This window comes from Sinorhizobium sp. CB7, assembly GCF_041357635.1.
Taxonomy (GTDB): Bacteria; Pseudomonadota; Alphaproteobacteria; order Rhizobiales; family Rhizobiaceae; genus Rhizobium.
Window position 1 is genome coordinate 241,474 of the sequence record NZ_JAULLL010000004.1, and the last position, 13,990, is coordinate 255,463.

Below are 13,990 nucleotides of genomic sequence, written 5' to 3' on the forward strand. Positions count from 1 at the left end.
TTTTTATCCTTAAATCGGCTCCGATTTAAGGAAACATGCAGTAGCGGGATGCCGAAAAGTGTGCGGTATTCGCGGGGCATCAGGCTCTAACTCTGCGTGCTGCGGCGCAGATTGAGAGCCGGTGCTTCCATACCGGGGACATAACTGTCGGAAATAAGATTGCGGCAATGCTCCTCGAAAGAGCGCACCAAGCGGGTGGCGACCTGCTGACCGACCCGAAAAAGGCCGATGCGCATGGGTTTGTGATCGCCGGCCAGACGCAGTGCAACCAGGCGCCGTCCGTCCAGTGCCGCCTTGTTTTTTGGGCGGACGTTGGCCAGCGTATAGCCGTAGCGGTTGCCGACCATGGTGCGGATCACTTCCTGATGCTGGATCTGGGCGACAATGTTAGGTGTAACACCGGCGGCTGCGAATAGCCCGAGAAAGTAGTCTCGCGAAAGCGGCAGATCGAGCAGGATAAATTCCCGCTCGGCCAGTTCGGCCAGTGTGACGGCGGAACGTTCGGCGAGCGGATCGGTTTCAGCCACCTGAACATAGGGCGGCAACTCCGCCAGGGGCTTGAACTCGAAGCCTTCCGGAATCGCCAGATCATAAGAGAGCGCGACATCCAGTTCCGCCCGTTCCAGCTTTGTCAGAAGCACGCTGTGATCCCCAACGGTCGGCCGCACGGTCGCGCCGGGATAGGCGGCGTTGAAGCTGTGGCTGACTTCGGGAAGCAGCATCGGCGCAAAGGTCAGAAGGCAGCCGAGCGAAAGCGTGCCGCGCACCTGGTCCATGGCTTCGGAGGCGGCAGTGTAGAGGCTCTGCGCCTGCTCGATTACTGCCTTGGCCTGCACAAGAATCTTCTGTCCTGCCGGTGTCAGCGAAAGTCCCTGCGCATGACGCCTCAGGAAAAGCTGCGTGCCGAGTTCGATCTCGAGCTGTGAGATCGCTGTCGAGATGGAGGGTTGCGAGACCCGGATACGATCGGATGCCAGGGTGATGGAGCCAGCCTCGGCCGTCGCAATGAAATATTCGAGCTGCCGAAGCGTAAAGCGCATGAATGAGACCTGATGCAGCGCGTCATCCCTTCGCCTCGGCGCCGAGCGCGGAAAGCCTTTGCCAAAGGGAGAAGACGTCAATTGCCGATTTAATAATCGTCAATTCCTGAAGTGTAAACGCCCACAGCCTCGCATGTCCTTGCCGGCCCGCCCGTGCTCGCCTGCCGTTTTGGTCGGCGCGACGCCCCGATCTGCTTTCGACGATCCTAACCAATGCTGCAGGAATTCGTAATTTTCTGAAACCAAGGGCTTCGATAGAGCGGAATCCAGGCAGTCGCCAGCGACCGGCGGGATCCGGCGAAACAGAAAAGGACGAACGCATGTCTGTCGAAAAGATCCACACGCTTGTCGTCGGGGCGGGCCAGGCCGGTGTCGCCATGAGCGAGCATCTCAGCAGAAACGGCGTGGAGCACCTCGTTCTCGAGCGGGGCCGGATCGCCGAGCGCTGGCGCTCCAAACGCTGGGATTCTCTGGTGGCCAACGGCCCCGCCTGGCATGACCGTTTCCCCAACATGAAATTTCCTGGTGATCCGGACTCTTTCGTGCCCAAAGAGCAGGTCGCCGACTACTTTGAAGATTATGCCAAGATGCATGATGCGCCCATCCGCTGCGGGGTCGAGGTAACCGGCGTCGAGCGTCTCGAAGATCGCCCGGGCTTTCGCATCGAAACCTCCGGCGGCGTCATCGAAGCCCGCAATGTTGTGGCGGCGACCGGCCCTTTCCAGCAGCCGAACATCCCGCCACTCGTACCAGCCGACGCGGGCATCTGTCAGCTGCATTCCAGTGACTATCGCAATCCCGAACAGCTGCCGGAGGGTGCGGTGCTGGTGGTCGGCGCGGGTTCGTCCGGCGTCCAGATCGCCGATGAGCTGATGCATGCCGGCCGCAAAGTCTATCTTTCGGTCGGTCCCCATGACCGTCCGCCGCGCGCCTATCGCGGTCGGGACTTCGTCTGGTGGCTCGGCGTCCTCGGGAAATGGGATGCTCAGGCGCAGGCTCCCGGCACTGAACATGTCACCATTGCCGTAAGCGGCGCACGTGGCGGCAAAACCATCGATTTCCGCCGCCTCGCATCGCTCGGCATGGTTCTCGTGGGGATGACGACCACTTTCAAGGACGGCAAGCTCACCTTCGGCAACGATCTGGCGCGCAACCTGGACCGCGGCGACCAAAACTATCTCTCGCTGCTTGACGAGGCCGATGCCTTCGTTGCGCGCAACGGCCTCAATCTCCCGGAGGAGCCCGAGGCTCGCGTTCTCGGTCCTGAGGTGGACTGCGTCATCAATCCGTTGCGGGAACTCGCTCTGGCAGAAGCCGGCGTGAGCTCGATCATCTGGGCCACCGGCTTTAGCGCTGATTACAGCTGGCTCAAGGTCAATGCCTTCGATGAAATGGGCCGCCCGAAGCACCAGCGCGGCGTCTCGTCCGAGAAAGGTATCTACTTCCTCGGCCTGCCATGGCTCTCGGGTCGCGGTTCCAGCTTCATTTGGGGCGTATGGCACGACGCCAAGTACCTGGCTGACCACATCGTCATACAGAACCAATACCTGGCCTATCCCGAAGAGGGCTGAAGTTGCCCCGCCGATCGACCCACGTCACCATGCTTGCCTGCCCCCGATGGAGAAGAGAATGGCACACACCCGCATTCGCAAATTCAACACCAAGGACACCTACCCCGAGCAGCGGCTCGACAACGACCTCTGCCAGGCCGTGGTCGCTCGTGGCACGGTCATCTTCCTGCGCGGTCAGTGCCCGCAGGATCTCGACACGGCGATGAACATCGACAGCCATGACCCGGTCGAACAGACTCACAAAGTGATGCAGAACATCCGCCAGTTGGTGGAAGAAGCCGGCGGCAAGATGGAGCACGTCACCAAGCTCGTGGTCTACCTGACCGATGTCCGTCACCGCGAAGCGGTCTATCGAACCATGGGTGAATACATCAAAGGCGTATATCCGGTGTGCACAGGCCTTGTCGTCGTGGCGCTGGCCCGCCCCGATTGGCTGGTCGAAATCGACGCCACGGCCGTCATTCCCGACTGACCGTAAGAAACGTCAACGGAGGGGTCGCTCGGAACGGCGGTCGTCTCATTCCCGCTTTCAAGACAGGAGAGTTCCGCATGACCTTTTCCATCGTGGCGCGCTGCGCAAAGACCGGCCAATTCGGCGTAGCAATTTCCTCCTCGTCTCCGGCGGTCGCCGCCCGCTGTGCCTGGGCACGTGCCGGTGTCGGCGCAGTCGCCACGCAGAACGTGACCAACCCGGCTCTCGGCCCGTACATGCTGGATGAGCTAGCAAAGGGAGCAGGCGCCGTCGAAGCCGTCTCGGCGGCCCGGCAAAGGGACTCATTCCCAGACTATCGCCAGCTTCTGGCGGTGGACGTCAAAGGTGAAACCGCGGTCCATTCCGGCGCCAAGGCGCTCGGCATCTGGACCTCCGTCTCAGGCCTGAATTGTGTAGCCGGCGGAAATTTGCTGGCGAACGACAGCGTGCCAAGCGCCATGGTCCGTGCGTTCGAGGCAGCCGAGGGCTTGCTCGGCGACAGGCTGATCGCCGCGCTGACGGCAGCCGTCCGGGCGGGCGGCGAGGCCGGACCTGTCCATTCTGCCGGCCTGTTGATCGTCGATCGCGAGAGCTGGCCCTATGCCGAACTCCGCGTCGACTGGCTGGACGAAGGCTGCCCGGTCGCAGCCGTCGCTCGCGCCTGGGAAGTATATCGTGGCCAGGCCGATGATTACGTCACTCGTGCCCTCGAACCCTCCGTCTCGCCATCTTACGGCGTTCCTGGGAACGAGTGATCGGCGTTGCCGCCTCGAATCGCGCAGCCTATCCGGCGGCGATTTGGTTCACGGCGCCCGGGTTGCCATCACTGCCTTGAAGTGACGATGAAAGGTGGAGACGCTCAGTGCCGCCATGTCCGCCAGTGCCTCTACGCGAAGCGGTTTCGCGAAATCCTTGATCCATTGGATGGCAATGCCGACCGTGCTCTGAAGCATGAACGGAGCCGACCGCAGGCAGGTCGACCGACATCATGAAGTAGGTCGCCGGATCATAGCGGAAGGTCCGGTCGCCCACGGACATGGTCTTCGATCCTCTCAGGATCTTGTTGACCATGAGTTCGTAGACAGCGCGAGCCGGTGCTCGGGGATTTCGCCCTGCACCACGGCGACCCGCGAAATGCCTATCTCGGGTCGATGGTTCTCTGCGCACGACAATCGGTGGCTATTGCAAATGGTCATCTGTTGACAATTTTCAATTTACTCCTTAGCTTTGCCAGAACGTGAAAGACAATCAATGGGAGGTTGAATGTCATTTCTCGAATTATCCGGGCTTGTTAAGAACTACGGTTCACTGACCGTAATCAAGGATCTCAACCTTTCCGTCGACAAGGGCAAACTCGTGTGCCTTCTCGGGCCCTCGGGCTGCGGCAAGACCACAACGCTCCGGCTGGTGGCGGGTTTCGTTTCGGCCAATGGCGGCGAAATCAGGGTCGGCGGAAAGGTCGTCTCTTCCGCCCATGGCACAGTGCCGCCCGAAGGCAGGAACATGTCGATGATCTTCCAGAGCTATGCGCTCTGGCCGCACATGACTGTCTTCGAAAACGTCGCTTATGGCCTGCGGCTACGCAGAATGCCGGCGGAAGAAATCACCGCCCGCGTGCGTGCGATCCTTGCGGTGACCAAGCTGGAACCGCTCGAGAGCCGCTATCCAGGCGAGCTTTCCGGAGGCCAGCAGCAGCGTGTCTCGCTTGCAAGGGCCCTCGTCGTGAAGCCGGAGATCCTTCTTCTGGACGAGCCGCTTTCCAACCTCGACGCCAATCTTCGCGAAGAGATGCGCTTCGAAATCCGGCGGCTCCACGACGAATTCCGCTACACCACCGTCTATGTGACGCACGATCAGGCGGAAGCCATGACGACGGCCGACATCATCGTCGTGATGAATAACGGGCATATCGAACAGGCCGGCTCTCCGGAGGATATCTATGCACGACCGGAAACGGAATTCGTGGCGCGCTTCATCGGGGGAACGAACATCTTCACCGGCAGGAAGGTTGCCGAAGACACCGTGCTGTGCCCGGGCGACTTCACGCTGAAATGCGCAAGCGGATCGCTGCCCGCAAACGGCAGCGGCGCGGTTTCCGTCCGGCATCACGACATATCGCTGTCACCGCAGCGTTTGTCGGAGGCGAATTCTGTGTTGGGCAAGGTGGAGCGTCAGATCTACCTCGGCTCCCATCGCGACTATCTCGTCGCCATTCCAGGCGGCGAAACGGTGCGCGCAGTTGCACCGGTTAACGTGGAAATGTCGGCCGGCAGCGATGTCTGGCTGCATTTCCCGCCGGAGCATTGCCGCGCGCTCGCTCAATAGAGGGAGGATCATTTACCGGCGCCTCCTTTGGAGCAGCGGCCGGCCTCAGCAATTTTCAACATGTGGAAACGGGAGGAACGCACATATGTGGAAAAGAGCATTCGCAGCAACAGTGGTCATCGCAGGCCTGGCGATGACGTCTCACGCTCAGGCAGAGGCGCCGGCGCCCTACGCCATAACGCCGGAGCTTGTTTCGGCGGCCCAGAAAGAAGGAAAGCTCGTTTTCTACACCGCCACGGACGTTGCGGTCGCGGAGAAGCTCGCCGAACTCTTCGAGAAGACTTATTCTGGAATCGACGTACAGGTAGAGCGTGCCGGCTCGGAACGAGTTTTCCAGCGCATTGGTCAGGAAATATCGTCGGGCATCTATAACGCCGATGTGGTCGAGACGTCGGATGCCGTCCATTTCGAATATTTCAAGCGCCAGGGCTGGCTGGTCCCGATGGTGCCGGAAGAGGTGGCCAAGAAATGGCCGGCCGATGAAAAGGACCCGGACGGCAATTTCGCGGCCTATCGCGCCCATCTGTCGGTGATCGCCTATCGCTCGGACCTGCTTCCCGAAGCGGACGCTCCGAAGACCTGGACCGACCTTCTCGATCCAAAATACAAGGGCAAGATGGTCAAGGCGCATCCGGGCTACAGTGGCACGGTGATGACCGCGACCTTCGTCCTGCAGGATCTTCTCGGATGGGAATTCTTCGAAAAGCTCGGCCAGCAGCAGGTCATGCAGGTCCAGTCGTCGACCGAACCACCGAAGAAGCTCGCCCAAGGCGAACGGGCACTGGAGATCGATGGCAACGAATACAACATCTTCCGCCTGCAGGAAGAAGGCGTGCCGATCAAGATCGTCTACCCGGCAGAAGGCACGCCGCTTGCCGTCGGCAACGCCGCCGTTCTGGCCAACTCGCCTCACCCGGAGGCAGCCAAACTCTTTTATGCCTTCCTGTTCTCGCTCGAGGCGCAGCAGCTCAACAGCGATGTCGGCGGCCTGAGATCCTTCCATCCTGACGTGAAGGAAAAGTCGACGCGGACACCGCTGTCCCAGATCAAGGTCCTGCATCTTGACCCGGCTAAGCTCGAGCCGATGATCAAGGAGATCAAGTCCAACTACGAGAAATATTTCGGGACCTGATTGACGATGACAGATATCGCTTCGACCGCCTGGGAGGGTCGACGCCGCGGCGTCGACCTGTCGATCCCCACTTTCACGCTGCTGGCGCTGCTCCTGAGCGTGCTCGTGGTCCTGCCGCTGTTCTGGATCTTGTATTATGCTTTTAAAAGCGACGAGACCGGCGCTTTCACGCTGAGAAATTTCGCAGCACTCGTCACCGATCCGACGCTGTTGCGCGCCTATGGGCTTGCCATCGGTATGGCGTTTGCAGTCGGCATTCTGTCATGCGCCATCGCAACGCCAATGGCTTGGCTCGTGGCGCGCACCGATCTCCCCGGACGCAAATTTATCCGGGTGCTCGTGACGGCATCTTTCGTGACGCCACCGTTCCTCGGTGCGATTGCCTACGAAATCCTGGCTGCACCCAACAGTGGCATGGTCAATGTCCTTTACCGCAAGCTTTTTTCGCTGGATTCGTCGGCGGTGCTGGTCAACATATACACCATGCCCGGCCTGATCTTCGCGATCGCCTGCTTTACCTTCCCCTACGTCTTTACGCTTGTCGCCAACGCGCTCGACAAGGTCCCCTCGGACCTGGAGGACGCTTCCGCCATTCTCGGGGGCAAAGCGCTGACGACCCTGCGGAAGGTGACTTTTCCTCTGGTTCTGCCGGCGATGCTGGCCGGCACCCTGATTGCCATCCTGCAATCACTGACGATGTTCGGTTCCCCCGCAATCCTGGCACTGCCGGCCGGTTTTCACGTTATTACGACCAAGATCTGGAGCCTGTTCCAATTCCCGCCGCAACTTGGATTGGCGGCAGCAGCAGCCATTCCGCTGCTCATCATTACCGTCATCCTGCTGCGCGCGCAGAAGATGGTGCTGGGCCGCAAGGGATATACCGTGCTTGGCGGCAAGAGCGGATCGCCCCGTATCATCAAGCTCGGCAAATGGAAGTGGGCCGCAGGCCTGTTCGTTCTAGCAGTCCTTTCGCTGACGATCTTCCTGCCCTATGGCGCGATCTTCAAGACGGCGTTCACCAACACCGCCGGTGATCCGCTCACCTGGCAGACGATCACGCTCAAGCACTGGAACTTTGTTCTCTTCGATTTCTCAGCGACACAGCTTGCGCTGCGCAACACCTTCCTGCTCGGCGTGCTCACGGCAACTGCCGTGACGGTCATCGCGCTGATCACGGCCTATCTCGTGACCCGACGTTCGATCCCCGGCTCAAACTACCTCGGCCTGCTCGCCACGGCTCCGATCGCAATCCCCGGGATTGTGCTGGGCGTCGGCCTGTTCCTAAGCTATGCCAACCCAACGTTCCAGCTCTACGGCACGATCTGGATATTGCTGATCGCCTTCATGACGATCGAGCTGCCTGCAGGTTATCAGCAGATGTCGTCCTCCTTCGCCGGCATTCACCCCGAATTGGAGGAAGCCGGCAGAATCATGGGTGCCTCACGGCTTCGCACCCTTTGGGACATTACTGCGCCACTGCTGAGAACGAGCGTGATCGCCGCATGGTGCTTCGTTTTTGTCGGCACGATCCGCGAACTCTCGGCGACGATCCTGCTGACGACCGCCAATACGAAGCTCGTTTCCGTCATCATCTACGACCTTAACGAGAGCGGGGACCTCGGCGCCATTTGCGTGCTTGGCATCATTCTCCTGATCGCATCGTTCGCCGTCGTCTACGTGGCGAACAATGTTCCGGTCCTCGGACGCTCACCCGAAACGCCGAGAGGTTGATGTCCAAGGCACCAGTATCTCATGGTGTATGAGTGAGATAGCATGACAGAACGACAATTGGTATGAACGGCCCAGGGGCGGCCAGGTGGCCGCCCGCCAGCCCGCAGGACAGGATGCACGACGACAAGATGGCGAAAGTACCGGAACAGACACAAGCCCTCGCTGCTATCGACTTTCTGCGCACCCGCTCGCTGAGCAATGTCGTGCAAGCCGAGATCGAGCGCATGATCATCGAAGGCGAACTGAAGCCCAACGAAAGGATCAACGAGAACGCCCTTTCGCAGCGCCTTGGTGTCAGCCGCGGCCCGATTCGCGAAGCCTGCAGCGCCATAGCCGCGATGGGCCTCATCGAGATCATTCCCAACCGGGGCTTTTTCGTCCGGGCGCTAACCAATGACGAGGCGCAGGATCTGTCCGAGGCGCGAGCCGGCGTCTTTGCCTGCATGGCGATGATGCTCGCCGAGAAAATCACGGACGGGCAACTGAAGATTCTAGCCGGTCTGCTCAAGAAAATGGACGCCGTTGTGGAAACCGGTGTCGTCCACGACTATTATCCGATCAACCTCGAGTTTCACCGGCAGATCGCGCATATGGCCGCCAACAACCGCCTGGAATCCATCTACCAGAGCTTCGTACGGGAACTTCACATCCAGCGGTATAGGGCGCTTTCGAGCCCTGACGTCCTCAGCGTATCGAATGCCGAGCACCGGGCAATCTACAAAGCGTTGGAGGCGCGCGACCCGTTGCAGGCTTTTATTGCGGCCCGTGCGCACATCACCAATGGCATAGTTCGGACGCGGATCGCGGGAGAGCCGGACACGGCCTGACCACTCAAATTCAGCAACATGTCGACGAGGCATTGAGACGTGCATCAACGTGCACTCCGGCCCAACTAGACAACAAAAAACTGTTGACAATTTACAATCATTTGGACGTTATAAGGTCTGTCATTGATCTTTGGGAGAGAGGAAGAGGACATGAACCAGAGCGCCAAAGTCGACGGCGAACTGACAAAATATGTGGCGGAATTCATCGCGAGCGCCCGCCCGGACGATCTGTCGAGGGAGGTGGTGGAAATCGGAAAGAAGTCGATCCTGGATGGTTTAGGCTTGGCGGCTTCAGGTTCCGTTGCCAAGAGTGGCGAGCTCGTTCGGCAGCACCTTTCAGATCTCAACCTTGGAGACGGCCCTGCAACCGTGATAGGCGGTGGACGACGCGTTTCTCCCCGCTTCGCCGCCTTTGCGAATGGCGTTGGCATTCATGCGGACGACTATGACGATACCCAGCTTGCTGTCGCCAAGGACCGGGTCTACGGCCTTCTGACGCATCCGACCGCACCGGCCCTGCCCGCCGCCTTTGCCGTTTCCGAAATGGTCAAGGCGAATGGCCGCGACTTTATGCTTGCCTACCATCTGGGTGTCGAGGTGGAGTGCAAGATCGCCGAGGCGATCAACCCGCGCCACTACCAGACCGGTTTCCATGCGACGGCGACCTGCGGAACCTTCGCCGCTGCCGCGGCCGCGTCAAAGCTTCTTGGCTTCGATGTGCCGACGACCTTGCGGGCACTGTCGATTGCGGGCAGCCAGTCGGCGGGGCTGCGCGAGAACTTCGGCACCATGACCAAACCCTTCCACGCCGGCCGATCCTCAGAAAGCGGTGTGGCTGCCGCGCAGTTCGCGTCCTACGGATGGACTGCTACGCCGAAGATCCTGGAAGCCCCACGCGGCTTCTTCAGCGCAGCGGGCGGAGGCTACGACGTTAACGCGATCCTTGGAAAGCTCGGAGCGCCTTGGACCTTTGCCGACCCCGGCGTGTCCATCAAGCCACATCCCTCGGGCTCGCTTACCCACCCCGGCATGACGGAAATGCTGCGCCTCATCAAGGAACACAACATTCGGGCCGACGACGTGAAGCATGTTCGCGTCGGCACCAATTCCAACATGCCCAACGCGCTGATCCACCATCGGCCGAAGGACGAACTGCAGGCGAAGTTCTCCATGGAGTTCTGCATGGCGATCCTTCTCCTGGAAGGTCGGGCCGGTCTTGCAGAATTCACCGACGAAGTCGTGGTTCGCGAGGACGTCAAGGCGATGATCGAAAAGGTCGATTTTGTCGTCGACGACGTCGCAGAGGCCGCCGGATATCATCTGATGACGACGATCATCGATATCGAACTCAAGGACGGGCGCAAGATTTCCGGCCGCGCCGACTTCGGCAAGGGATCTCCCGCATTCCCGATGACCTATGACGAGGTCGCCGGCAAATTCCGCGAGAATGTCTCCTTTGCCGGCATGTCGGCATCCCGCGCCGACGAGATCATCGAGCTGGTTCGCAATGTCGAGGAGCTTCCCTCGCTCGACCGACTGTCCGAATTGCTGGTCACGATCGCCTAAGCCGGGACCGGTCGCATGCACGCCCCGGTTCCAGGACAGCATGGAACGTCAGATGCTGGTTGGCGCCAACTGCCGAAGATGGCGCTGACGCTCGCAGCCGGATGCCTTGGCGCGGCGCTCGCCTATGGCGCGGCAATGCCCCTGCCCTTTCTCCTTGGGCCCCTGATGCTCACGGCCGTGGCCACGATGCTCGGCCTGCCCGTCAGGACCCTTCCGTTCGGACGGGAACTCGGCCAGGTCGTTGTCGGGGTGTCAATCGGCCTGCGCTTCGTTCCGGATGTCGCCATCGCGACCTTACGGCTGATCCCGGTGATGTTCGCCTCGACGCTGCTCGTCATTGTTGCCACCTCTGCGGCAGCAATCCTGCTCGAAAAGCTCGCTGGCATCGACCGGCGAACGGCGTTCTTCGCCACAGCGGCCGCCGGTCTCGCAGAAATGGCCGTGATCGCACACCAGAAAGGCGCCGACGCCGATACAGTCGCCATCGTGCATCTGATCCGGGTGACGGCGATTGTCACGACGGTGCCCTTCCTGCTCGCCATATTTGGTGAAACGGGTCAGGTGCCAGAGAAGGTCGTCAATCTGGCAGCGGAACTTCTGCCACTTGCCGCCTTGCTGGCGGGCGCGGCGGTCCTGGCCTATCTCCTCCTGCCGATGCGCATGCCGAACACATGGCTCCTTGCGCCGGCGCTCCTCGGCGCAACGATCGCCTGCATGGGATATGGTCCCTTCGCGGTGCCGCGTGTGCTGCTCAACATCGCGCAGATCGTGATCGGCACCTGGATCGGCTGCCGCTTCAGGCGCGAGATTGTCGGACGGCTTCCCCGCGTCACGCTCGCCGCCGTCGGAACCACCGCATTCCTGCTCGCCGCGGCTGCCCTGATCGCCTCGCTCGTCGGACATGTTGCCGGGTTGCCGTTCAGCACCGGACTTCTCGCGGTGGCACCGGCCGGCGTGACCGAAATGGTGCTGACGGCGACCGCGATGCACCTGGATGCAACGACGGTGACCGGCTTCCAGATCATGCGGATCGCGCTGGTCATGACGACAATTCCGCTCGTTTTCAGAGCCTTCGACTACTGCTCGCGCTTTCTTCCGAACGGAAAGTCCTGAGCCGGCCCGCACTGAGCGCACTCACTAAGCTTAAGGAGACAAACATGACGGATCACTTGATCCTGGGAATACTGAACGGCGACGATATCGGGCACGAGATCGTCCCGGCTGCCGTTGCGGTGACCAAAGCCGCCGCCGCGCGGTCCGGATTGCGGATCGATTGGCGGCCGATGCCGATCGGGAGGTCGGCGCTCGACACAGAGGGATCCACCTTTCCAGAGGGCACGATCGAAGCGCTGATGAAGATGGACGGCTTCATCCTAGGCCCGATCGGCCATCAGGCCTATCCGAAAGTCCCGGGCGCGATCAATCCGCACCCCATTTTGCGCAAGCGCTTCAATCTCTTCGCCAACGTGCGGCCGACACGTTCCTATCCAGGACTTGGCGCGATCCATGACGACATCGACCTGGTCATCGTGCGGGAAAACAACGAGGGCTTCCAGCCGGACCGCAATGTGGTCGCGGGTTCCGGCGAGTTCCGCCCCACCGAAGACATGACGATTTCCGTCCGGGTCATTACCCGGCTTGGCTCCTCCCGCGTGGCGCGGGCCGCGTTCGAGATCGCCCAGCAGCGCAAGAGGCGCCTGACGGTTGTTCACAAGAACACCGTGTTCAAGCTGGGCTGCGGCATGTTTGTCGAGGAATGCCATCGCGTCGCCAAGGAGTTTCCAGATGTAACCGTTAACGAGGTCATCGTCGACACGATGGCGATGCGGCTGATCCGCGATCCGCAGAGCTTCGACGTCATCGTCACCACGAACATGTTCGGCGATATCCTCACAGACGAAGCCGCGGGCCTCGTCGGCGGGCTCGGCATGGCGCCGGGCCTCTGCATCGGCGAAGGCGCAATCGCCATGGCGCAGGCTACCCACGGGTCGGCCCCGGACATCGCCGGAAAGGGCATCGCCAATCCCTTCGCGATGATCGAATCCGCGCGCATGATGGTCGAATGGCTGGGCCATAATCGAAAGCTGCCCCAGGCCGTCGAGGCTGCGGCCATCATGGAAAAGGCGATCACGGCAGCGCTCGCAGATCCCGCCACCCGCACGAAGGATATTCGCGGCACGGGTGGCACCAGTGACATGACGAACGGTATCCTGCGCCACATCGGCGCTTGAGGACCGGGCCGGAGGAAGGGCGGCCACCTCCTCCGGTTCCGTCATTCACGCTCTCGACGCGTGCGTTTCGTCGGTGCCCGACCAAGGCGTCGGCTCCCGGCCAGAGAAGAAATCGAGGAAAGGCTCCGCGATAACCTCCGGCCGCTCTTCCGCCGGATAATGCCCTGTTGGCACGGACCAACCGCGGAGATCATCGGCCCATGACGCCCATGCTTCCATCGGTTGGAAATGGCGGCCGCAATGGCTGTTCGATCCCCAGATCACGAGGACCGGGCAAGCGATCTTCTTCTGGCCGAAGTCCGCCGTATCCATTGCAAGATCGAGCGAGACGGTCGCACGGTAATCTTCGCAGACCGCGTGGATCTGCTCCGGCGTCGTGCAGCGCTTGTATTCGGCCATGGCCTCCGGATGGAAGATCGACAGACCGACGCCTTTCTTGTTCAGCTTGTAATCGATGTAATAGGCGAGGTCGCCGCAGATGAGACGTTCCGGAAACGGCGCCTTCTGCGCCATGAAAAACCAGTGATAGGCCTCCAGCCCCCATCCGAGGCTCACATGGGTCAAGGCGTGGTGAGTGGGGACAATGTCCAGCGCAGCGATCCGCTTTACCCGATCCGGATGGTCGAGCCCCATGCGAAACGCCACGCGCGCACCCCGGTCGTGACCGGCAACGTCGAACCGGCGAAAGCCGAGATGTTCCATAAGCTGTACATTGTCGTCGGCCATTGCTCGAAAGGTGTATCCGCTGTGATCCTCGCCGCCGTCCGGCTTCGAACTGTCGCCATAACCTCGCAGGTCGGGTGCGACGACGGTGAAGTGCTCGACGAGTGTCGGCACGACCTTGTGCCAGCTCACATGGGTCAGCGGATTGCCGTGAAGCAGGAGAAGGGGTGGACCGTCGCCGCCGATCGCGACGTTGATCTCTGCGCCATCGGCGGCGATCCGCTCATAACGGAAACCACGCATCAACGTTCTATTAGGTTCTGATAAAGCTCTTTCAGCCATTGGGCATCTCCTCCTCAGTCCAAGCCGTAGTAAATTGTCAACAGTTTATAATTGACAATTTTTTCTTCATGCGGCAAGACACGATGTCGT

The 13,990-nt window shown here is 60.7% G+C and carries 13 protein-coding genes and 1 pseudogene; 10 read left to right on the forward strand and 4 right to left on the reverse strand.

The window, feature by feature from the left end; translation table 11 throughout:
* Positions 1-86 precede the first annotated feature (86 nt).
* Complete coding sequence (locus AAE029_RS10220; protein ID WP_371072717.1) at positions 87-1,040, reverse strand: LysR family transcriptional regulator; 954 nt, start codon at positions 1,038-1,040, stop codon at positions 87-89.
* Positions 1,041-1,360: 320 nt separating this feature from the next.
* On the opposite strand from AAE029_RS10220, the gene AAE029_RS10225 reads away from it, so the two are divergent.
* The 3 genes from AAE029_RS10225 (at position 1,361) to AAE029_RS10235 (ending at position 3,838) form a co-directional block, all read left to right on the forward strand.
* Positions 1,361-2,611: a flavin-containing monooxygenase gene (locus tag AAE029_RS10225; RefSeq protein ID WP_371072718.1), complete on the forward strand. Its 1,251-nt coding sequence runs from the start codon at positions 1,361-1,363 to the stop codon at positions 2,609-2,611.
* Positions 2,612-2,669: 58 nt separating this feature from the next.
* Positions 2,670-3,083: a RidA family protein gene (locus AAE029_RS10230; RefSeq protein WP_371072719.1), complete on the forward strand. Its 414-nt coding sequence runs from the start codon at positions 2,670-2,672 to the stop codon at positions 3,081-3,083.
* A gap of 77 nt (positions 3,084-3,160) precedes the next feature.
* Positions 3,161-3,838 carry a DUF1028 domain-containing protein gene (locus AAE029_RS10235; RefSeq protein ID WP_371072720.1) on the forward strand — a complete coding sequence of 226 codons (678 nt, stop codon included), beginning with the start codon at positions 3,161-3,163 and terminating at the stop codon, positions 3,836-3,838.
* A gap of 48 nt (positions 3,839-3,886) precedes the next feature.
* Here the strand turns inward: AAE029_RS10235 and AAE029_RS10240 are convergent, their stop codons facing one another.
* Together AAE029_RS10240 and AAE029_RS10245 are read right to left on the reverse strand one after the other, a co-directional pair.
* Entirely contained in the window at positions 3,887-4,036 is a 150-nt protein-coding gene (locus AAE029_RS10240; protein WP_371072863.1) for a hypothetical protein, read from the reverse strand.
* A gap of 49 nt (positions 4,037-4,085) precedes the next feature.
* A pseudogene (locus AAE029_RS10245) lies at positions 4,086-4,154 on the reverse strand (hypothetical protein); the annotation flags it as partial.
* Positions 4,155-4,346: 192 nt separating this feature from the next.
* Between AAE029_RS10245 and AAE029_RS10250 the strand changes: the two are divergent.
* The 7 genes from AAE029_RS10250 (at position 4,347) to AAE029_RS10280 (ending at position 12,895) form a co-directional block, all read left to right on the forward strand.
* Positions 4,347-5,408, forward strand: a complete 1,062-nt coding sequence (locus AAE029_RS10250; RefSeq protein WP_371072721.1) for an ABC transporter ATP-binding protein — start codon at positions 4,347-4,349, stop codon at positions 5,406-5,408.
* An 85-nt stretch (positions 5,409-5,493) separates the two neighbouring features.
* A complete protein-coding gene (locus AAE029_RS10255) occupies positions 5,494-6,540 on the forward strand; it encodes an extracellular solute-binding protein (protein ID WP_371072722.1) in 1,047 nt (348 codons plus the stop codon).
* 6 nt (positions 6,541-6,546) lie between these two features.
* On the forward strand, positions 6,547-8,271 hold the full coding sequence (locus tag AAE029_RS10260; protein WP_371072723.1) for an ABC transporter permease: 1,725 nt from the start codon (positions 6,547-6,549) through the stop codon (positions 8,269-8,271).
* A gap of 113 nt (positions 8,272-8,384) precedes the next feature.
* Positions 8,385-9,098: an FCD domain-containing protein gene (locus tag AAE029_RS10265; RefSeq protein WP_371072724.1), complete on the forward strand. Its 714-nt coding sequence runs from the start codon at positions 8,385-8,387 to the stop codon at positions 9,096-9,098.
* A 150-nt stretch (positions 9,099-9,248) separates the two neighbouring features.
* Positions 9,249-10,664, forward strand: a complete 1,416-nt coding sequence (locus AAE029_RS10270; protein WP_371072725.1) for an MmgE/PrpD family protein — start codon at positions 9,249-9,251, stop codon at positions 10,662-10,664.
* A 15-nt stretch (positions 10,665-10,679) separates the two neighbouring features.
* A complete protein-coding gene (locus AAE029_RS10275) occupies positions 10,680-11,777 on the forward strand; it encodes an AbrB family transcriptional regulator (RefSeq protein WP_371072726.1) in 1,098 nt (365 codons plus the stop codon).
* A gap of 44 nt (positions 11,778-11,821) precedes the next feature.
* A complete protein-coding gene (locus AAE029_RS10280; RefSeq protein WP_371072727.1) occupies positions 11,822-12,895 on the forward strand; it encodes an isocitrate/isopropylmalate dehydrogenase family protein in 1,074 nt (357 codons plus the stop codon).
* 45 nt (positions 12,896-12,940) lie between these two features.
* On the opposite strand, the gene AAE029_RS10285 is transcribed toward AAE029_RS10280, so the two are convergent.
* Entirely contained in the window at positions 12,941-13,900 is a 960-nt protein-coding gene (locus AAE029_RS10285) for an alpha/beta fold hydrolase (RefSeq protein WP_371072728.1), read from the reverse strand.
* Between the last annotated feature and the right edge of the window lie 90 nt (positions 13,901-13,990).